The 20265-nt window shown below is 62.2% G+C and carries 21 protein-coding genes; 9 read left to right on the top strand and 12 right to left on the bottom strand.

Features of this window, described 5'->3' with window-relative positions:
- Positions 1–7 precede the first annotated feature (7 nt).
- The 3 genes from KGA81_RS27705 to KGA81_RS27695 all read left to right on the top strand — a co-directional run bounded on the left by KGA81_RS27705 (position 8) and on the right by KGA81_RS27695 (position 2297).
- Positions 8–637 carry a hypothetical protein gene (locus KGA81_RS27705; RefSeq protein WP_223550447.1) on the top strand — a complete coding sequence of 210 codons (630 nt, stop codon included), beginning with the start codon at positions 8–10 and terminating at the stop codon, positions 635–637.
- A gap of 19 nt (positions 638–656) precedes the next feature.
- On the top strand, positions 657–1286 hold the full coding sequence (locus KGA81_RS27700; RefSeq protein WP_223550444.1) for a helix-turn-helix transcriptional regulator: 630 nt from the start codon (positions 657–659) through the stop codon (positions 1284–1286).
- Positions 1287–1436: 150 nt separating this feature from the next.
- A complete protein-coding gene (locus KGA81_RS27695) occupies positions 1437–2297 on the top strand; it encodes a CAP domain-containing protein (protein WP_223550441.1) in 861 nt (286 codons plus the stop codon).
- Positions 2298–2851: 554 nt separating this feature from the next.
- Here the strand turns inward: KGA81_RS27695 and KGA81_RS27690 are convergent.
- Both KGA81_RS27690 and KGA81_RS27685 read right to left on the bottom strand, forming a co-directional pair.
- The gene (locus KGA81_RS27690) at positions 2852–3484 is read right to left on the bottom strand and encodes a DUF5074 domain-containing protein (protein WP_223550439.1); all 633 of its coding nucleotides are present in this window, start codon (positions 3482–3484) and stop codon (positions 2852–2854) included.
- A gap of 35 nt (positions 3485–3519) precedes the next feature.
- Positions 3520–4740: a helix-turn-helix domain-containing protein gene (locus KGA81_RS27685; RefSeq protein ID WP_223550436.1), complete on the bottom strand. Its 1221-nt coding sequence runs from the start codon at positions 4738–4740 to the stop codon at positions 3520–3522.
- A gap of 84 nt (positions 4741–4824) precedes the next feature.
- Here KGA81_RS27685 and KGA81_RS27680 point away from each other — a divergent pair, with 84 nt between their 5' ends.
- Complete coding sequence (locus KGA81_RS27680; protein WP_223550433.1) at positions 4825–5583, top strand: DUF899 domain-containing protein; 759 nt, start codon at positions 4825–4827, stop codon at positions 5581–5583.
- 242 nt (positions 5584–5825) lie between these two features.
- Complete coding sequence (locus KGA81_RS27675; protein ID WP_223550430.1) at positions 5826–6098, top strand: DUF2790 domain-containing protein; 273 nt, start codon at positions 5826–5828, stop codon at positions 6096–6098.
- A gap of 56 nt (positions 6099–6154) precedes the next feature.
- On the opposite strand, the gene KGA81_RS27670 is transcribed toward KGA81_RS27675, so the two are convergent.
- From KGA81_RS27670 to KGA81_RS27650, 5 genes are all read right to left on the bottom strand, one after another.
- Positions 6155–7087 (bottom strand): LysR family transcriptional regulator, encoded by a 933-nt coding sequence (locus KGA81_RS27670; protein WP_223550428.1) that lies wholly within the window; start codon positions 7085–7087, stop codon positions 6155–6157.
- Positions 7088–7151: 64 nt separating this feature from the next.
- Positions 7152–8102: an aldo/keto reductase gene (locus KGA81_RS27665; RefSeq protein ID WP_223550425.1), complete on the bottom strand. Its 951-nt coding sequence runs from the start codon at positions 8100–8102 to the stop codon at positions 7152–7154.
- Between the two features lie 23 nt (positions 8103–8125).
- Positions 8126–9604 carry an efflux transporter outer membrane subunit gene (locus KGA81_RS27660; protein ID WP_223550422.1) on the bottom strand — a complete coding sequence of 493 codons (1479 nt, stop codon included), beginning with the start codon at positions 9602–9604 and terminating at the stop codon, positions 8126–8128.
- Between the two features lie 19 nt (positions 9605–9623).
- A complete protein-coding gene (locus KGA81_RS27655; protein ID WP_223550420.1) occupies positions 9624–11120 on the bottom strand; it encodes a DHA2 family efflux MFS transporter permease subunit in 1497 nt (498 codons plus the stop codon).
- The gene (locus tag KGA81_RS27650; RefSeq protein ID WP_223550418.1) at positions 11120–12256 is read right to left on the bottom strand and encodes an HlyD family secretion protein; all 1137 of its coding nucleotides are present in this window, start codon (positions 12254–12256) and stop codon (positions 11120–11122) included. The genes KGA81_RS27655 and KGA81_RS27650 overlap by 1 nt, the downstream gene beginning before the upstream one ends.
- 260 nt (positions 12257–12516) lie before the next feature.
- Between KGA81_RS27650 and KGA81_RS27645 the strand changes: the two genes are divergently transcribed.
- Together KGA81_RS27645 and mug are read left to right on the top strand one after the other, a co-directional pair.
- The gene (locus KGA81_RS27645; protein WP_223550416.1) at positions 12517–13143 is read left to right on the top strand and encodes a TetR/AcrR family transcriptional regulator; all 627 of its coding nucleotides are present in this window, start codon (positions 12517–12519) and stop codon (positions 13141–13143) included.
- Positions 13136–13657: a G/U mismatch-specific DNA glycosylase gene (gene mug / locus KGA81_RS27640; protein ID WP_223550414.1), complete on the top strand. Its 522-nt coding sequence runs from the start codon at positions 13136–13138 to the stop codon at positions 13655–13657. The genes KGA81_RS27645 and mug overlap by 8 nt, the downstream gene beginning before the upstream one ends.
- A 152-nt stretch (positions 13658–13809) precedes the next feature.
- Here mug and KGA81_RS27635 read toward each other — a convergent pair whose 3' ends face one another.
- Together KGA81_RS27635 and KGA81_RS27630 are read right to left on the bottom strand one after the other, a co-directional pair.
- Entirely contained in the window at positions 13810–14892 is a 1083-nt protein-coding gene (locus tag KGA81_RS27635) for a sterol desaturase family protein (protein WP_223550411.1), read from the bottom strand.
- A 77-nt stretch (positions 14893–14969) separates the two neighbouring features.
- Positions 14970–15632, bottom strand: a complete 663-nt coding sequence (locus KGA81_RS27630) for a VIT1/CCC1 transporter family protein (protein ID WP_223550409.1) — start codon at positions 15630–15632, stop codon at positions 14970–14972.
- 151 nt (positions 15633–15783) lie between these two features.
- On the opposite strand from KGA81_RS27630, the gene KGA81_RS27625 reads away from it, so the two are divergent.
- On the top strand, positions 15784–16155 hold the full coding sequence (locus KGA81_RS27625; protein WP_223550407.1) for a DUF3302 domain-containing protein: 372 nt from the start codon (positions 15784–15786) through the stop codon (positions 16153–16155).
- A 3-nt stretch (positions 16156–16158) separates the two neighbouring features.
- On the top strand, positions 16159–17118 hold the full coding sequence (locus tag KGA81_RS27620; RefSeq protein WP_223550406.1) for an HlyD family secretion protein: 960 nt from the start codon (positions 16159–16161) through the stop codon (positions 17116–17118).
- A 55-nt stretch (positions 17119–17173) separates the two neighbouring features.
- Here the strand turns inward: KGA81_RS27620 and KGA81_RS27615 are convergent, their stop codons facing one another.
- The 3 genes from KGA81_RS27615 to KGA81_RS27605 are packed head-to-tail and all read right to left on the bottom strand — an operon-like array spanning position 17174 to position 20089.
- Positions 17174–18685, bottom strand: coding sequence for an aldehyde dehydrogenase family protein (locus tag KGA81_RS27615; protein ID WP_223550403.1), 1512 nt, complete (start codon positions 18683–18685; stop codon positions 17174–17176).
- Complete coding sequence (locus KGA81_RS27610) at positions 18666–19739, bottom strand: aminoglycoside phosphotransferase family protein (RefSeq protein WP_223550400.1); 1074 nt, start codon at positions 19737–19739, stop codon at positions 18666–18668. Before KGA81_RS27610 ends, KGA81_RS27615 begins: the two co-directional genes overlap by 20 nt.
- 5 nt (positions 19740–19744) lie before the next feature.
- Positions 19745–20089, bottom strand: coding sequence for a cupin domain-containing protein (locus KGA81_RS27605; protein ID WP_223550398.1), 345 nt, complete (start codon positions 20087–20089; stop codon positions 19745–19747).
- Positions 20090–20265: the final 176 nt, after the last annotated feature.

The following is a 20265-nucleotide window of genomic DNA, read 5'->3' as shown; positions in this document are numbered from 1 at the left end:
TGCCGTCATGAATATCAAAACCCTGGCTTTGCTCCTGCTGGCTTTGTGTGCGCAACCGGTCTGGAGCCAAACGCCCGCCGCTTCACCCGCCGCTGCCGACAGCCCTGCGCTGACCACGCGCCTGGCCGAGCGTGACCTTTGGGTCGAACACATTTTCTGGATCAGAAACTACGCGTTGGCCAATCAATCCGCCGATAAAAAGCAAGCCAAAGTCGCGGCGGACCAGGTCGTCGACAACGCGACCAAAATCGCCAACAGCATCGCCCCGCTCTACGGCCAACCGGCGGCGGATCAACTGCTCAAGCTGCTGGCCGGTCACTGGGGCGCGGTGAAACACTACAGCGATGCCACCGTCGCGAAAGATGCCAAGGGCAAGCAGGCCGCCGTCACCGAGTTGACCAGCAATGCCAAGGCGATTGCGGCTTTCCTGGCCACCGCCAACCCCAATCTGCCTGAAGCCACACTGGTCAACATGCTGTCGGTCCATGGCGGTCACCACGTCGCCCAGATCGATGCGTTTGCCGCGCACGATTACGCCGGCGAAGCCCGTACCTGGGCGATGATGCGCACGCACATCCAGGCCCTGGCCGACGCGCTGACCGCGGCGCTGGTCAAGCAGTTCCCTGACAAGTTCTGATATCGCGCGAGGGCATCCCATGCTGGAAGGACTGGGCCGAACACAGCAAGACCTGCTCAATGCGCTGCTGCACCATGCAGGCGGCATGAGCATTGACGAGTTGGCTGAACATCTGGCCGTCACGCGCACGGCGATCCGCCAACACCTGGCGGCGCTGGAGCGTGACGGTCTGGTGCTGCGCGGCGACACCCGTCCAACGGGTCGTCGTCCGGAGCAGTTGTATCGGCTCACCGACCACGCGCGGGAGCAGTTCCCTCGCCACTATCGGCTACTGGCCAGCGTATTGCTTGATGAAGTGGCAGGCATCATCGGACCCGAAGCCCTGGCCTCGCTGATGCGCAGCGTGGGTCGCAAACTGGCTTTGGAGCGTGAACAACAGGTCGTGGACGAAGCCAGGATCGTCCAGCACATGAACCAGACAGGCTACGAAGCCGAGGTGTTTTTTCGCTCGGGAGGCACCCCGGAAATCGTTGCGCATAACTGCGTCTTCCATCGCCTGGCTGCCGAGCACCCGGTGGTCTGCCAACTGGACCTGGCCTTGATCGGCGCACTGGGCGGCGGTGAAGTCGAACACAGCGAATGCATGGTGCGCGGCGGGCATGTCTGTCGCTTCAGGCTGCGACCGAGAGAGGACCAGGATCCCGTTTAAACGGCGCACCACGCCTTCACCTTCGTCGAACGCATCGGCTGGACGACAAGCAGTTGCTTGTCCGCCGTGAACCTTGTGTCGAGTCACCAGTCATACCCAGCGCTTTCCCCCCACTCCTATCGTCGTCATCTCATCCGAGTTGCCCGTCCCATGCGCCAAACCGCCGTTGCCTTGCGCTTTCCTTCGCTGTGCCTGTTTTCCCTGCTCCCGTTTTTTGCCAGCCCCGCCCACGCCGATGGGCAACGGCAACTGGTCGATGCCATCAACGACTATCGCGCCCATCCGCAACGCTGCGATCGACGACCGACGCAACGTTTATCACCCCTGACACTCAAGTCGAACCTGGCCTTGCCTGTGGGCGTGGGCGGTGGGTTGCGGGACCGGTTAAAGGCTTCCGGCTATCAGGCAACCATGGTGCGCTCTATCCGCGTGGTGGGTGCACAGGATGCCGAGGAAGCCTTCGATATGTTCCAGGACGAGCACTGCGCCGCGCTGCTCGACAATCAATACGCCGACATCGGCGTCAGCCGCGCCGGGAGTGAGTGGCAAGTGGTGCTGGCGCGACCGGTGCTCGATGGGCAAACCGGCGACCCACGCAACGCCGGCCAGGCGTTGCTGGCGCAGGTCAACGCCGCCCGGGCAAGGCCGCGCCTGTGTGGTCGCCAGCGCTTCGCTGCCGCGCGGCCGCTGACCTGGAACGCCGCCCTCGGCGCCGCAGCCCAGGGTCATAGCAAGGCCATGGCCTACGGCAACTATTTCGCCCACCAGGACCCCGACGGCGACATGCCCTACGACCGGGCCAGGGCTGCCGGCTACCGTGGTCGGCAGATCGGTGAAAACATCGCCGCCGGACAAGGCTCACCGAGCAAGGCCATGGCCGGCTGGCTCGCCAGCCCCGGGCACTGCGCCAACCTGATGAACCCGATGTTCACCCAGGTCGGTGCCGCTTACGCCGCCAACGCCCGCAGCGACAACGGTGTGTACTGGACGATGCTGTTTGGCGCGCCCTGAGCCGCTGGCCAGACCCACCTTGCGGGCATTAAAAAGCCCGCACTGGGCGGGCTCGCGGGTGAGTGAAGTAGGTGGCCGGCGCTGGTCTCCGGCTTACAAGGTTTATCAGGCTTCCCACAAAAGAGCCGTGAATCTGTATTGGACCTCTTCTGCTTCACACGGCATAAGGGCTGGATCCCAGCGCGGGGATCTTTCTAACCGTGTACCCTTCGGAACGCGCCCCACGTCTCCTTGCTATCCTTTTGCGCATCAGTCTGCGTCTTCACCTACAAGGTTGAGGATAGCAAAACAGGCATGATTGCCAACCAGGCTTTTAGACCGATTTCGACCAGCAGAAAACATGGCAGGACGGAAAAATGCTATCGATCCAGGGATGGCGTTACATGGCACATCCAACATTGATGGTGCCTGACACGCCGCCTTCGCTGCGATGCGGCGACCCGACAAGCCAGCTCCTACAGGGATTGTGGCCAGACGTTAATGCCGGAAGCGACAAATAACCTTGTAGGAGCTGGCTTGCCAGCGAAGAGGCCGGCACAACCAACATCGGTGCCTCAGGCAGGCCGACGCACCACCCTCACCCTGCCGCTATCGCCGCCACCGCAGAACAACCGCTCTCCGCCATCGGACTCCAGCCCCGACACGCCGACGCCTTCCGGCATCTTGAGGCTTTCCAGCACTTCACCGGTTTGCGAGTCGATGCGCCGCAGTTCACTTTCGTCGCCCTCCCAGGTGCCATGCCACAGTGAACCTTGCACCCAGGTCACGCCGGTGACGAAACGGTTGGATTCGATGGTGCGCAGGATCTTGCCGGTCTCGGGATCGATCTGATGGATCTTGCGTTCCCGGTACTGACCCACCCACAACGTCCCTTCGGCCCAGGTCAGTCCCGAATCGGTGCCTGCGCCGGGGGCGGGAATCGTGGCGAGAATACGGCCGGTGCGGGGGTCGATCTTGTCGATACGGTCTTCGGCGATCTGGAACAGGTGCTCGCCATCGAACGCGGTGCCGGCATGGGCAGCGACATCGATCGAGCCCAGCACCTTGCCGCTTTGCGGGTCCAGGGCGTTGATTTTGCTGTTGCTGGCGAACCAGACCTTTTCGCCGTCCCAGGTGACGCCGCACACATGGTCGACATCGGCAAACGGGCCATATTCACGAATGATCTCAGCAGTTGCGTGTTTCATTCCGGCATTCCTCATTGGGGTTGGTGGCGTTCATCCTAGCCACCGGGCGGCGGTACCGGGAGTAACAAGGTCGTCGCGAATCCCGGCACGGGCGGTGTCATCCAGCGCCGCGCGCGACCACGGCCAAACCACTGCACCTTGCCCTCCTGCGCCAGTGTATCGAGTGTGCGCTGCACCGTGCGCTGGCTGGTGCCCAGCGCCAATGCCAGGGCGGAGCTCGACCACGACTCGCCATCGGCGAGACAGGCAAATACCGCGGCAAATTTTTCCTCGACCGGCGGTGCCAGTGTCACCACCTGCGTACACGCCGGTGATTGCAGGGCAAAACCGCGAGCCGTCGCGGTGATGCCGGCCAGGGGCTTGAGCGCTTGACGCAACCTGCCGATTTCCACGCGAAGCCGGACGCGATGGGATTCATCCGAAAGCTTCAAGCGGAACGCCCGGGCGATCAACGTTTCCCGCGCAACGTCGGCGGGCCACGCTTCGGCCAATGCGCGGGCAAGCATGAACAGAATCGGCCGCGTCGCAAGCGACACCGACATGCCACGGCCCCGCACAGCGTACCGGCAGGCATCCACCACCAGCGACGTGGAACCGAGCAACGCTTGAACTTCATCGAGCAACAACGGCCGTGCCTTACCCTGGGCAATCAGGCGTGCCGCGGGGGCATCGAGCAGGTGCGCAGCGTGTTCGACCTCGGCCATCAGCGCGATAATCCCCGCTTGACTGGCCGCTTGCCCGGCCCTCGTCAACGCGTCCCGTGCCGCGTTCGATTGCAGGCGTCGAATGGCAATACCCGCCAGTACCAGTTCATGGGTCGCACGCAATGCCGGCGGCAATCGCCCGGGATCGAGTTCGGCCAGTCGCTGCTGCGCCTCATCGAGATGACCGATCAGCAGTAACCGGCGGATTTGCAGATACCGTGCATGGGCGGCATTGACCCGGTCACCGTGGTGTTCAAGGGTGACCCGCGCCGATTCGAGCGACTTGACCGGCCACCCGAGTTCCCGCGAAGCCAGGGCGATTTCGGCCTCGGCCACCACACAGCGCGCACGGGCCAGCACTTCCCTGGGCGCAAAGGCCCGTTGCGCACGCTTGACCAGCGTCCGGGCCCGCACCAGATCGCCCAGTTGCGCCATGGCGATACCGCGCAGGGCCAGCGCCGGCGCATCGTCGCGCAAGGCCACACGGTCCAGTGCGCCCAGCGGATTGCCCGCCGCCAGCGCCTGTGCGGCTGCTGCGATCATCGAGTCCATCGAAATCCCGCCACACTTGTCACTCCCCTCATTCGATACCCGGGTTTAGTCTAAATCACGACCTTTCACCAGGAGCGTACAACGATGAACACGCACAATACCGCGACCCGGGAACAATGGCTGGCAGCACGCTTGCAACTGCTCGAAGCGGAAAAGGCCCTGACCCGACGCAGCGATGAAGTGGCCAGGCAACGCCAGGCATTGCCCTGGGTTCGCCTCGACAAGACGTATCGTTTCGATACCGACAACGGCAGCGCAACCCTGGCCGAGCTCTTTCAGGGGCGCTCGCAACTGCTGGTCTACCACTTCATGTTCGGCCCCGACTACACGGCCGGCTGCCCGTCCTGCTCAGCCATCGCCGATGGCTTCGAGCCCATCGTCGTCCACCTGGCGAACCACGACGTGACCCTGATGGCGATATCCCGCGCGCCGTTGGCGAAACTGCAGGCTTACAAGCGCCGAATGGGCTGGACTTTCCCCTGGGCTTCGGCCGCCGACAGCGACTTCACCGCCGACTTCAACGTCTACTTCACCGAAGCACAGCAGCGCGAAGGCTTGGTCGAATACAACTACCAGCGCGGCGGTCATGCCATGGACGCCAGTGAAGTACCGGAACCGGTGAAACAGTTCGCCGCGACCTGTGGCACCGATGCGCCGACCTATACCCGCGACAGGCCAGGACTGAGTACGTTTGTGCTGGAGGACGGCGAGATCTATCACACCTATTCCACCTACGCCCGGGGCCTGGACGGATTGTGGAGCATGTACCAATGGCTCGACCGCGCGCCCAAGGGCCGCAATGAAACGGGGCCCTGGTGGCGCCGGCATGATGAATACCAGTGAGCGCCAGCGGTGTCACTGACCGCCGATGAAGACGTTCGCCAGATTGTCCACTAGCGTCGTCAACGAACTCCCCTCGATTCATGAGCGATCCGGCAACAGTGTTTATCCCGCGAGCCGATATTTGCGTCCCCGCCAAACGCCTAATATCGGCTCTACCCAAGTGAGCAAACCCAATCAGATGCAACCCGCTCACATGGCTGAACACCCTTGCAGGACAACGCATCAACCACGAGGTGAAGATCATGAAACTGTTGAACATCGCACTCTTTGTTGCCCTTGGCACCGCCGGTGCCCAGGCCTTTGCAGAGGACAGCCACTCGACTGCCGCAAGCAGTCAGGCGCAGGTTGAAACCTACACATACGGCACTCAGCTTGATATCAAACGCGTCATCGAAGTATCGGAAATCGCCGACGAATGTGGCCCGGTCCCGGCGCGCATGACTTATGAAGACTCCCAGGGTCAACGCCGCACCATCGAATATCAGGTCATGGGCAGCGGATGCTCGAACGGTTGAACACTGTACGGACGATGGAGGGTCGACACTCCATGCGTACAGCGCCAGCTACATCGCTACACAGCTGCACCGACAATTTTTTCATCAGAGGCGAGCAAACCCGGAATGGAATGTTTCAGAAATTCCACCCAGGTTTTTATTTTTGCGTCCACGAACTTGCGTGACGGGTAGATCGCAAACAGGTTCAACTCTTCGAGCCGATACCCCGGCAATACCCGCACCAACGTCCCCGCTCGCAGGCCTTCGACGGCCGAAGCAATCGGCTGAATGCCAATCCCCATCCCGTTCTTGATCGCGAAAGTCATGGCGTCAGCCGTGTTGACGTGAAAGGGCGACACCGGCGTGCCGAACGTCTCTATCCCAAGCGGGCCTTCAAACACCCAGTTCTCCACCGGCATGACCGTATTGACGATTCGCAGGCAAGCATGGCCGCCAAGATCACTCGGCGACTCCGGTGTCCCATGTTTGTTCAGGTACGCCGGCGAAGCGCAGAGGATGCTGTAGGTGATACCCAGCCGCTGGGCGACAAACCCGGAATCGGGCAGGTCCCGCGCCAGCACGATCGACATGTCATAGCCCTCCTCCAGCAAATCCGGCAGCCGATTGGTCACGGTCAGGTCAAACAACACTGAAGGATAGGTTTCCCGGTAGCGGGCGATGGCACCGATCACGTAATGGTTGCCGATGGCCGACATGGCATGGATTTTCAGCCGGCCGGCGGGCATGACCTGAGCCGTACCCGCCTCCTCATCGGCCTCGCGCATGTCCTGCAGAATCCGCTCGCAGCGCTGCAAATAGCGCACACCGGCTTCGGTCAGTGCCAGGCGCCGGGTGGTGCGGTTGATCAACCGCGTTTGCAGCCGGGCCTCCAGGCTGGAAACGGCTTTTGAAACGTTGGTCGTGGTGGTGTCCAGCATCGCGGCCGCCGCGGTGAAGCTGCCGCTTTGGGCGACTGCCGTGAAACAGCGCATAGTCTGGAAAACATCCATCGTTTTCACCTCAAGGTGTCGGCAAACAGGGCGGCCCCGTGACGGACCGCCCTGGCGCCAGTAACTACTGCTTGCGCGGAATGAATCCAGGCACACCGGTTTCAACCACCGAATTGAAGCGTATACGGGTTGTGATGTCTTGCTGAATCTCGACCATGGCCCTGAGCGGCAAGGTCGAGATATCGATGTTTTCCCGGATATGGCTCGGCGTTGCCGAAGTGGTCAGGAACGCTACCCCACGTTGTACCGACCAGGCCAGCGCCACTTGGGCCGGGGTTTTCTGCACACGCCGGGCGATGCCGACAAGCACCGGGTCCTGCAGCACATTCGGTTCCATGCCATGCCCCAGTGGCGCAAACGCCAGCACGATAATCCCGTGCTCCTTGCAGAATTCCAGCAACTCCCACTCGGGCAAATAAGGATGGGACTCGACCTGCACAACGGCAGGTTTTATCCGGGCATCGGCAACCAGCGCCTTTAGCGCCTGCAGCGTGATATCGGACACCCCGATGGACCTCGCCCGTCCTTCATCCACCAGCCGCTCGAGCGCCCGCCACGTCTCGATCAGCGTCACGCCGCCGTCGTAGATGACATTGCCCTGCTCGTCCCTCGGGTCCTGGTTGTCGCCGGGTTGAAAGGCAAACGGCGTGTGGATCAGGTAGCAGTCGATGTAGTCCACTTGCAGACGCTGGCAACTGGCCTCGAAGGCAGGCCCGACGCGCTCGGGACGGTGGTTGGTGTTCCACAGTTTGGTGGTGATGAACAGCTCCTCGCGCCGGACTTTGCCGGCCTCCAGCACCTCCTTCAGCGCAACACCCACCTGCGCTTCGTTGCGATAACGCTCGGCGCAATCGAAATGGCGGAAACCGGCGGCCAGCGCCTCCTTCACCGCTTCAGTCGTAGTGGCGAGATCGCGGAACAACGTACCGAACCCAACCGCCGGCATCTCGACCGCCCCATGGTTGAGCAGGAATCCGGTATCGCGCAGTCCGTCGTGAAAGGCTTCATAAGTCATGTCATTACTCCAGGCCGCAGCCATTATTGATACGAAGGTTTCTGCTCGTCGCCCGATGCCACGCGTTGCTCGAAGGCACCGACGGAGTTGCCGCCCAGCGCAATGAACAACTGCACGGTGTCGAGGTACTGCGCGGTTTTCACGCGGATCTGTCCCAGCAGCGCCTGCTCGTAGGCGCGCTCTGCTTCCAGGACCTGGAGGATGCTGTTCTCGCCTTGCGCGAAGGCCTGCCGGTTCAACTGCAAACTGGTTTCGGCCGCGCGCAATGCGTCGGACTGGGCCTGGTGTTCCTCGGCGTCATGGTTGATCGCCTGCAAGGTGTCGGCGACCTGCCCGAACGAGGTAATGACCGTCTGCTGGTAACCGGCGAGCGTCGCCTTGTAACCATCGACGGCTGCCTGTTGTTCGGCCTTGAGCGTTCCGCCATCGAAGAGCGGCCCGGCCAACCCGGCAGCGAAACCCCAGAGTGCCGCGCCGCCATTGCCGGAAGCCGCCTGCGCCAGGGACGCGGACAGCGTGACGTGGGGATAGAGATTCGCCGTCGCCACGCCCACCGCTGCGCTGGCCATGTGCAGTTGCGCCTCGGCTTGCAGCACATCCGGCCGGTCGTGGGCCATTTCCGAAGGCAGGCTCACCGGCATGTTCGACGGCAAGGCAAACTCGCTCAAGTCGAAGTCGGGAGCGATCCAGTCCGCCGGTCCCTTCCCCGTCAGGATCGACAGTGCGTGGCGTGCGGCATCGCGCTGCTGAGCAAGGGGCGGCAACAGCGTGCGGTCCTGGGCGAGACGAGTCTCGGCCAGCGATACATCGATCTGCGTGGTGCTGCCGTTGAGGTGGGCCATGCGCACCAGTTCAAGGTTCCTTGCGTCATTGGCCAGCAGCTTTTCCACGGCTTGCATCTGCGCGTTGGCGGAGGCCACCAGCAACGCCTGGCTGGCGACGTTGCCGGTCAGGGTCAGGTACGCCGCTTCGTAGCGGTGTTTTTGCAGGTCGGCCAACGCCTGCTGCTGTTCGACCAATCGCTTGTTGCCACCAAACACATCGAGGTCGAACCCCACCCGCGGCCCGATCGCATAGAAATTGGCGATGGAGGGTTCCCTGGCGTTGTGCACCCGTTGACGACCGGCCACGGCAGCGAAGTCGACCTGCGGATACAGCGCACCCTGCGCCGCCGCCACAGAAGACGCGGCTTGCCGGATCGTCGCATCGGCGGCCACCAGGTCCAGGTTGCCGTCGATGGCACGCCGCACCACCTGATCGAGCTTCTGCGAGCCAAAGGCCGTCCACCAGTCGCCACTGACTTTCTTGCCAAGGTCGATGCGTGGGTTGTCACCATGAGCCAGACGCTGCTCGGCCTGTGGGTCATAATGTTGCGATGCACTCGCCGCCGGTGTTTCAAAGTCCGGGCCAACGGTGCAGGCGGTCAGGAAGGCAAGCAGCGACAACGCCGCGAATTTCGGTTGCAGCAGATAGCGGTTGATGAGCCGCGCATAAGAATTCATTTGGCACACTCCACGAACACTAATTGGCCGCAACGGGCTTGCGAAGGAACAACACCAGCGGGCTCACCACCAGCATCACCACCATCAGGATCTTGAACTGGTCGATCACAGCGATGAACGCGGCCTGGCCGGTGATCATTTCGTTGAGTCCGCCCAGCACCTGCAACGGCGCCGAGGCCAGCGAATGCGCAGCGGCGCCGTACGGCGTCAGGTGGCTGGCCAGCGCCATGTGCATCGCCTGGGTGTTGTTGAAGAAGAACAACTGCACGATCGCCACGCCCAAGGTGCTGCCGTAGACCCGGGCCAAGTTGAACAGGCCGGTGCCCTCGGGGCGCAGCGCGGGGTCGAGCGTACTGAGCGCGACCTTGCTCACCGCCGGCATCAGAATGCCCAGGCCCGCGCCCTGGATCGCACCGGCGACCGCCACGGGCCACTCGTCCATCAGCGGCGAATAACCAAGCATCAGCCAGTTGGCATAAACAACGATCGCGATACCGGCCGCCACGAAGAGGCGCCGGTCGAAGCGCTCGGGCAGCCGCCCCATCAGCAGAAAAGCGCCAACCAGGCCCATGCCACGGGGAATGGTCAAGGCGCCGGTGGTGTCCGGCGGATAGCCGAGAATCTCGTCCAGCATCGGCGAGGTCAGGGCCATGGTCGACAACAGCACGAAACCGAGGGCGAAAAAGATCACCGTCGACAACACGAAGTTGCGGTCCTTGAGCAGGCGCTTGTTGAGGAAATGCACCTTCGAGGTCAGCACATGCACCACGAACAGGTAGGCCCCCAACGCAGCCGCCATGGCTTCGAGCCAGATCTCGGTCGAAGCGAACCAGTCCAGGCGCTCCCCCCGGTCGAGCAGCATTTGCAGGCTGATCAGGCCGAGGGTAAAGGTGGCGAAACCGAAGAAATCGAACGCCGGAGGTTTCGCGGCTTTCTTCTCGGTCAACAACAGCGCCATCACCAGGAAGATAAACGCCGACAGCGGCACGCTGAGGTAGAACATCGGCCGCCAGCCAGAATGTTCGGCGATCCAGCCACCGATGCTCGGGCCGCTGACGATGCCGAACAGCACAATGGCCGTCCACCTCGCGCCAAACGTTGCACGCTTGTCCAGCGGCAAGGTTTCCATGGCAATCGCCATCGACAGCGGCGCCAGCACGCCACTGGCGATGCCTTGAACGATGCGCGCACCCACGAACCCCAATGGCGTCGTCGCTGCCGTGGCGAGCAACAAGCCAAGGACAAACAACGCCAGCGCCGCCTGATACACGAGCTTCAAGCCAAAGCGTGCGGCCAGCCACTGCGCGACCGGCATGCTGATCGCACTCGCAGCCAGGTACGCGGTGAAAATCCAGCCCGCCTGATCGTCGCTCATCGACAGGCTGCCCTGAATCAACCTGAGTGCCGAGTTCGGCAGCGGCAGGTTCGCCGACTGCATGTAGGTCGCCAGCAAGGCAGCGAACCTGAGCGAACGCGCACCCTCCCCACCGGGGCTTACCATCGTTTGGGCGTTCATCAGAAGTTACCTGCGGTCAGCAACGCCTTGAGTGGATGCCACCAGGGGCTTTGAAAACGGGTGTCGATCCGCACCGTGGCGCTGGTCCCGGAGAACAGCGGCAGCGCCGGGTCCATTTCGTCGAGCTCGAGCCGTACCGGCACCCGCTGCGTCACCTTGACCCAGTTGCCCGTCGCATTTTCCGGCGGCAGTAGGGCGAAATCCGCCCCGGCCCCCGGGCTCATGCTGGTGACGTGGGCCTTGAACACGCGATCCGGGTAGGTATCGATGCGAATGGTGGCCTCTTGGCCCGCACGCATGTGAGTCACGTCGGTCTCGCGGAAGTTGGCCTCGATCCAGATCTCGTGACCGGACAACAAGGCAAAGGCCGGCGCGCCGTTATTCACATGGTTGCCCACCTGCAGGTCGTCGACCTTGGCCACGATGCCATCCTGCGGCGCATACACCGTGGTGTACGAGAGGTACAACTGCGCCTCGTCGAGCTCGGCTTTGGCCGCGCGCACCGTCGGGTGACTGTCGGCATCGATGTCCGGATTGCCGTTCAAGGCCACCACGGTGCTGGCGATCTGTTGTTCGATGGACGCGATCCGTTGCCGCGCCACTTTCACATCGGTATCGGCCCGTTCGTAAATCGACTTCGAAACGAACTCGGAGGCGACCAGAGCCTTTTTGCGGGCAAAATCCTTTTGATCGAAGTCCGCCGACGCTTTCGCCGATTGCAGTTCCGCCTGTTGCTGGCGGTAGCTGGATTTGAGCCCGTCGATACGCAGGCGCGCCACGCCCAGTTGTGCTTGCGCGCGGTCGACGGCGATCTGGAACGGTTTCGGGTCGATCCGGAACAGCACCTGGCCCTTGTGGACCTGTTGATTGTCTTCGACGGCGATCTCTACCACTTGCCCGGAGATCCGCGCATTGATCGATGCCTTCGCCACCCGGGCGTAAGCGTTGTCGGTCGAGACAAAAGCCTGCCCCGACACGTAGTGGGCATAGCCCAACGCTGCGAAGAGGATGGGAACACCCACCATCAGCCAGGGGCGCAACCGCTGTTTCAGTGGTTTGTCGATACGCGAGTCAGCCGGGTTTGGGCCTGGGTGCTCGAAGGTCTGCGAAGCCGGGAGATCGAACGGTTTGGTCATGATCGAGTGCGCCTTTAGCCGGGTAATCGGGCCGACGTCGGCAAGCATCGCCAGCGGCCCGCAGGTCAATAAATGTCGTAAGGAAGCAAGCCCGTGCGCGGCCGGGAGGATCGCTCCCGACGCGTCGGTTTCGTCGCCGCAACACTCAGTTCGCGCTCGGCTACAACAAACCCTGGAACAAGGAATTTCTGATTCCTTAATTTTGTGCGATGGTGTAAGAATACCCCTCGACCCATCCTCCCACAAGGATTTTGTACGACATGGCACAAAATAAATCAACAGAGGGCAAAGGCCGCGGCCGCCCTCGCGCCTACGACCCGCAGACAGCGTTGCAGCAGGCACTCGGTGTGTTCTGGAACACCGGCTATTCCGGCGCGTCCCTGGACAGCATCGCCACCGCCGCCGGGATGAATCGGCCCAGCCTCTATGCGGCATTCGGCGACAAGCACGCGCTCTACATCAAAGCGCTGGAGCAGTATTGGGAGTTTGCCGCGGCGTCCATGCACGAGGCGCTGACGGACCTGGAGCTGCCGTTGGTCGAGGCCTTGCAGCGTTTCTATGAGGGGCAGTTATCGATTTACTTCTCGGGAGACGGGCAGCCCCGGGGCTGCTTCGCCATCGGCACGGCCACCACCGAAGCCGTCGAGGACCCGGAAATTCGTGAGGTGCTGTCCGACCGCTTGAGCCGGCTGGATGCCGATCTGGAAGTTCGCCTGCAAGCGGCGAAAGAGGCTGGCGAGTTGAAAGGCGACGCAGACCCGGCGGCCCTGGCGGTGCTCGCCTCGTCTCTGCTGCACAGCATTTCGATACGTGCCCGGGCCGGTAAATCCCGAGCCGAACTGACGGAACTGGCACGTAATGCAATCAGAGTGATCTGCGGTGGGTGAAAATCTCGAAGATATCCTCGCCGAGCAATTGGCCGTGATCTTCTGCGGCATCAACCCCGGCATGACGGCCGCCGCCCAGGGGCACCACTTTGCCGGGCGCGGCAATCGCTTCTGGCGAACGCTGCATCTCGCCGGGTTTACCCCGGAGCTTGTACAACCGGAAAACGATCGGACGATCCTGAGCTATCGATGCGGATTGACCGCGGTGGTCGAACGGCCGACGGCCAGCGCGGATCAGTTGTCCTTGCACGAGTTCACCGCCGCGGCAGCGGCCTTCGAACAGAAAATCGCCCGCCATGCGCCGCGTTTCGTGGCGTTTCTGGGCAAGGCGGCGTACGCCGCGCTGTCCGGTCAGCGGGAGATTGCCTGGGGCCTGCAAACCAAAACCTTCGGCAATGCCTCGGTCTGGATCCTGCCCAACCCCAGCGGCAGAAATCGCGGGTTCAACCTCGAGCAACTGGTCACGGCCTACCGCGAACTGCGCCTGGCAGTCGACGGCAATCGGCCGGAGTGATCACGTCGGCGGAATTGTCGCGAGCATACCGATCAGGATGGTCAACAGCAGAAAACCGCCGAGAAAAATCGTCATCTTGGCCATGGGGCCTCCCACACTATGAATTGGCGGTACAGGGGCGGCGTGCGCCGCCCGAACAGCGTACCGAAGACTTATTGTGGGCTGGTGGCTGTATCCGTTACAGAGGCAGATTGCGCTGAAAAATACGGATCAGATCCGCTTTCAGGCCGTGCTTTCGCGCGTTTCCCTGAGAGGAGTTTGCGCGCAATGTCCACAAACGGCGTGACGATCAAACCGTGCAGCGTCAGGTAACGCTCGTGATCCCGTTCCCCGGTACCGTATTGAATGGCCTCGGGTGTGGACCGGGTGACGTACAGCGTGCCGAACATCCAGTCCCACAATGACAGATTGATGCCGAAGTTCTTGTTGAAGTGTCGCGGCGCATCGCTGTGATGAATCTGGTGTTGCGCCGGGCTGCTCAGCACCCGCTCAAGCAATGGCCCGAAGGAACACCAGACATGGCTGTGGCGCAGGTTGGCCGCCAGGCTATTGAAGATGAACACCATGTAGGTCACGCCAAACAGCGTATAACGGCTGATCTCCCCGCCGCAGGCGTACCAGAAGACACCGGCAAACGCGCCGACGCAGATGATGTCCGAGAGCTTTTCGACCACTTCTTCCAGAAAGTGCACCCGGCTGGCCGTCGCCGGCACCAGCACGGGCGCCGAATGATGGACTTTGTGGAAGGCCCACAGGTACCGCGAATGAAAAGCGCGATGGCCCCAGTAATGACTGAAATCCTTGACCAGGAATACGCCCAGCCCATAAAGCAGGGTCAGCGCCAGGTGTTCCTCCACTTGCGTGCGTGCACCCCACAGGTGAGTGAAAAACGCGATGTAGTCCGCTGAACGCAAGACATACGGATCGACCAGGCCGACGATGGGCAACACCAGGGCAACCTTGAGGATGGCGAGTACGAAGTAATAGCGGTAGTCGAGCAGCGCCGAACGGTGCAAGTAAACCTGGCGGCCGCCGATGAACTGGCCGAACGAGCGGGCGTCGGTCAAACCCCGGGATTTGCGCCAGCGGAACAGGCCATAAGCGACACCGTAAGACATGCAGAGAAAGGCTAGACCGAGTCTGCCGTTGAAGTCGAAAATGCCCAGCAACTGCCGGGTGACCGGCTCGATCACCCACTGGGATAAATAAAGATGGATTGTGGCAAGAACATCCATACCAGGCTGCCCGACGCAAATGGAAGGGCAATGGTAAATGAGAACGAGTCTTTAGTGTGTTGAATTATGACCAACAGTCAGCCACCGAGCGCAATGATTGCCAGGATCAGCACGCCCCCCGTGGCGGCCATGACCACCCCACCCTGCCATTGCGTGGCGCCAGCGTATCTGGCGAGCATCCAGCCGGCGATGAACAGCACCACGAGGCCCACCAGGTTGGACAGGCGAATGGCGAGTGCCGTCTGATCGAGCAGGATGAACGGCACCACCAGCGGAAATGTCGAGCCCACCACCAACAGGAAAACACCGAGCGCACCCTTGAAGTCGTTCCAGCCAAGGCCCGCCCTGGTCGGCAAGGGGGGCTGCTCGAGCAGCCGACGGCGCAACAACTCCAGGCCCTCGCTGCCAGCCGCCGTGGCGAATTGCACCGGCAACACTTGCGCAACGAGCGCCTGACCGACCGCGGCGTCCGCGCCATTGCGCAGGGCGAGGTACAGCTTGATTCTGCGCGTGCGCTCGACCAGTGCGCGCAACAGGTACATGACCGCATCGGCCAGTCCCCAGGCGAGATTGCAACCGAGTGCGGCAAGCATCATCGTGCGTTCGGCAGCCTGATCTGCCGTGGACACGCTGATGGTACCGGTGAACGTCATGGCCATCAGCAGGCCGAAGATCACCTCGGTAATGCGCTCGACAGGGTCAAGTACCGGCGCCCTTTCGAATTGACCAGTGGTTTGCATGATTTCACCTCGCCCGGGGGTGCCTGCACGATATCGGTCGACACTTCGGCCAGGCACCGGTTGCTCAAACTGGATATCCGCGTCCCCATCAAGTGTAGATTGAACGGCTACACTCTTGCGCACACGTCACCTGTTTCAAGAGGAGTGATTCATGCTTGATTACTTCGCGCTGGGCCTGCTGATCTTTGTCGGGCTCATCCTGTTCTACGGGATCATCCTGCTCCACGACATCCCCTATGAAATTGCCGTCCACCGCAACCACCCCCACCAGGATGCGATCCATGCCACCGGCTGGGTCAGCCTGTTCACCCTGCATGCGCTCTGGCCGTTCCTGTGGATCTGGGCGATGGCCTATCGAGAGGACCGTGGCTGGGGTTTCAGTGACGGACATTCAGCAAAAAGCCATGTGGTTCACCTCGAACAACAGGTCGCCGAACTGCAAGGGCGGATCGAGCGCCTCGAAGCGGCAACCGGCACTGCACCGGGCAGGCTGCCAACGGACAATCTCGGCGAGGGCATCTGAGCCATGGATCTTTTACTCATTCTGACGTATGCCGCACTCTGCGTTGCCATCTTCAAGATCTTCCGCATTCCCCTGAACAAATGGACGGTGCCCACAGCCGTGCTGGGCGGAATCGTGATCATCGGTGCGCTGATTTTCACGATGAACTACAACCACCCCTACTCCGAGGTGGCGCGTTCCTATTTCGTATCGGTTCCGGTGATACCCGTGGTCAGTGGCCAGGTGATCGACGTGCCGGTGAAGACCAACCAGCCCCTGGAAAAAGGCGATGTGCTGTTTCGCATCGATCCCACGCCGTTCGAATACCGGATGAAATCCCTCAAGGCACAACTGATTGCCGCCCAGGCCGATCGCGCCCGGATCACCGAGCTGATCAAGCGTAATTTCGGCACCCAACGGGAACTGGACATTGTGGTCGCGCGCAGTGATGACCTGAAGGCACAACTGGACAACGTGCAGTACGAACTCGACAACACCACGGTCCGCGCGCCGAGCAAAGGCTTCGTCACCCATGTTTCGTTGCGTCCGGGCATGATGGCGACCAAGTTGCCGCTGCGCCCCTCGATGGTCTTCATTCCCGCCGAAGGGCATTACTTCGCGGCGTGGATGCGCCAGAACAGCCTGTTGCGCCTGACCGAGGGCGACGAGGCCGAAGTCGCTTTCGACGGCATTCCCGGAAAGGTTTTCGAAGGCAAGGTCAAAACCGTGGTTTCGGTCATCGCCGAAGGCCAGGTCCAGCCTTCGGGCACGCTGCTCGGCTTCACCGGTTCACCACCGGCCGGCCGGGTTCCGGTGGTCATTGAAATCACCGATCCCGACTATGCCCAGTACGCCGACCAGATGCCCGGCGGGGCCTACGGCCAGGCGGCGCTGTACAGCCAGCATTTCCATCACATCGCGATGATGCGCAAGATCCTTCTGCGCATGGCCGCGTGGATGAACTACATCTTTCCATTCCACTAATCCGGCAGCGACGGCAACTGGCTCAATCCTTGAATTGGGTCAGTTGCCGGTTCAGCTAACCGGCCTGATCGCGATAGAACACGTCGTCGGCGTACGGGTACCACCAGTCCTGAATCTTCGGCTGGTGGTCGATGATGACCATTTTCGAGCGGCGGAACGCTTCCAGCCCCTGACGCCCGAGTTCGCGCCCAAGACCCGACATCTTCCAGCCACCGAAGGGCAGCGCATCGTTGTCGATCAGCGGATTGTTGACCCAGACCATCCCCGCTTCCAGACGCTCGGCGGCCTCCATGGCTTCGGCCAGATCCGTGGAAAACAGCGAGGCACCGAGGCCGAACGGTGAGTCGTTGGCCAGTCGCACCGCCTCGTTGAAATCGCTGACACGGCAAATCGCCGCCACCGGGCCAAAGCACTCTTCTTGCAGGATCGCCATGTCGCCGGTCACACCGGTGAGGATGGTCGGCTCATAGAACCAGCCCACCGCGTGCTGCGGCGGAATCCGTCCGCCACAGACCACTGTCGCGCCCTTGGCCACGGCGTCATCGACCAGGCGCATGACCTTATTGCGCGCCGCCTCACTGACCATCGGCCCGATTTCCGAACGCTCCAGGCCATGGCCGATGCGCAAGGCGCGGGCGCGCTCGGCGAATTTCGCGACAAACTCGTCATGGATTTCATCGACGACGTAAAAGCGTTCCGCCGAGGTGCAGATTTGCCCGCTCAAGTGGAAGGCAGCGGTCACTGCGCCCGCCGCCGCCACTTCCAGCGGCGCATGTCGGGAGATGATCAACGGATCGCTGCCACCGGCCTCGATCACGCAAGGTTTCATCCGTTCGGCGCAGGCTACGGCTACCGCCTTGCCTGCCGCCACGCTGCCGGTGAACGCCACCGCGTGGGTCTGATCCGACTGCACCAGCAATTGCGCGGTCGCTGCATCGCCCGGCACGCAAGACACCAGCCCCGGCAATAGCGCGCTGAAGTGTTCCATGAACTTGAGGGTGCACAGGGTCGTGGCTTCCGCCGGTTTGATGATGCAGGCATTGCCTGCCGCCAGCGACGCGGCGACCGTCCAGCACATCAGCAGGATCGGAAAGTTGAACGGCATGATGTGCACGCTGACGCCATAGGGCTCGTAACGCACATGCTGGAAGGAGCCGATCTGCGTGGTGCCGGCGACCTTGCCGGCATCGTCCCGGGCCATTTCCGCATAGTAGCGAAAGATCGGCGCGCAGTTGGCCAGTTCACCCATGGCTTCGGGAAACGGCTTGCCCATCTCCAGGGTCATCAACCGTGCGACTTCACGGTTGCAGGCCAGGTTCTGCTCGATGGCGTTGGCCAGTTGATGCAGGCGTGCAGCGCGGCTTTTGGCATCCACCACGCGCCAATGTTTTTGTGCGGCGGTGGCGGCCTCGATGGCGGCTTGCACATCGGCGTCGCCACACACGCCGACTTGTCCGACCGGTTGCAGGGTCGCCGGGTCAAGCACTTCGCGCACGCTGCCATTGGTCAGCGGCAGGAACCCGGAATGGATGAAACGCAATGCGGTGTCAGGGTTGAACGTGGCCATGGGATGATCCTTGAACCAATCGATAAGGGGTTTCACGTAACGTCGCCAAGGTTTCGGCGGGCAGTTCTTCACGCCAGCCCGGCACGTGCCGGTCAAGCCACTGGCGCAGCGGCGCCAAGGCCTCGGCGCCCAGGGCGCGGACAAACAAACCCAGGGTGCGCGACAGGTGCGCCAGGTAGCCGTGCTTGCCGTCCCGCCCGGCCAGGCGCACGAAAATCCCCAGCACCTTGGCATGACGCTGGGCGGCCAGGCGCCGGTAGTCTTCGAGAAAAACCGGCGCATCCAGCTCCGGGCGCTGCAACAGGTAGTGGTTGATCAGGGCCACCCGCAACGCCTCGGGCACATCGCGTCGGGCATCTTCGAGCAGCGACATCAGGTCATAGGCCGCCGCCCCGGCCAGGGCGTCCTGGAAATCCAGCAAGCCGCAGGCCGCCACGCCCTCACGGCCTTGCAGCAGCATCAGGTTGTCGACGTGGAAGTCGCGCAATACCAAAGCTTCGCGGCGTTTTGCGACGTCGCGGCAAGCGTCGGCGAACAGCGCCAGATACTCATCGCGCAGAGCCAGTGCCGCCTCTTTGCCGATCAACAACGGCACATACCAGTCGATGAGCAGCGCGTACTCGGCCGCCAGTCGCGGTTCGTCGTAAGGCGCCAGTTCCGCGGCTGGCGCTGCGCGATGCAACGCCACCAGCGTATCGACCGCCAGGTGATACAACGCCGACTCCGAATGCCCGGCCAGCAGCAGCCGGGTGTAGGTGTCGTGACCGAAATCCTCGATCAACGCCAGCCCCGCCGCCTCGTCCACTTCCAGCAAGACCGGCGCGGACAGGCCCAGCCCCTGCAACTGCCGGGCGATCCGCACGAACGGGCCGATGGGCTCGCTGTGTGGCGGCGAATCCATCAGCAACAGGCCGGCGCCGTCCAGGCGGAAATAACGCCGGGTCGAGGCATCCGCCGGCAACGCAATCAGCGGCGCATCGGCAAAACCGGCGCGGGCCAGAAAGGCCGCACGCTGGTCTTCACGGGTTGGCAATGACGCCAGTGCATCTGTCATGGCAGTCACCGGATCATATAGACCTTTTTGATGGTCTCGTGGACGGTGCACACACCCTTCCAATCCTTGCCGAAGAAGGCGGCGGTGTCCGGTTTGATCTCGATCACCTCGCCGGACTCGTGGACGTACGTGCAGCGGCCTTCAAGGAAGTGGCAGAACTCGTCGCTGGTGACATGGCAAAACCACTTGCCCGGGGTGCAGATCCAGATGCCGCATTCGGATTGACCCTCGGAGCCTTTGTGCAGCACCACGCCGGATACACGGGATTCACCCTCAAGCATGGTCGGGATCACGCCCCAATCCTTGACGTCGGTGATGCTCAGCGGGTCGTACAGAAACGGGGTTGTCATGTGTTCTCTCCAAAAAAGCCAGTTCAAAAAAGGTCTCATCACAACCTGTGGCGAGGGAGCTTGCTCCCGTTGGACTGCGCAGCAGGCCTTGCTTTTCAGGTGAAGAGCTGGGGGGCAGCTTCGCTGCCCAGCGGGAGCAAGCTCCCTCGCCACAGGTTCAGGTTCAGGTTCAGGTT

Origin of the sequence: Pseudomonas sp. A-B-19 (assembly GCF_019947515.1) — a bacterium.
Lineage (GTDB): Bacteria > Pseudomonadota > Gammaproteobacteria > Pseudomonadales > Pseudomonadaceae > Aquipseudomonas.
Note: the sequence above shows the minus strand (reverse complement) of the source record. Positions and strands in the feature narration are given on the sequence as shown.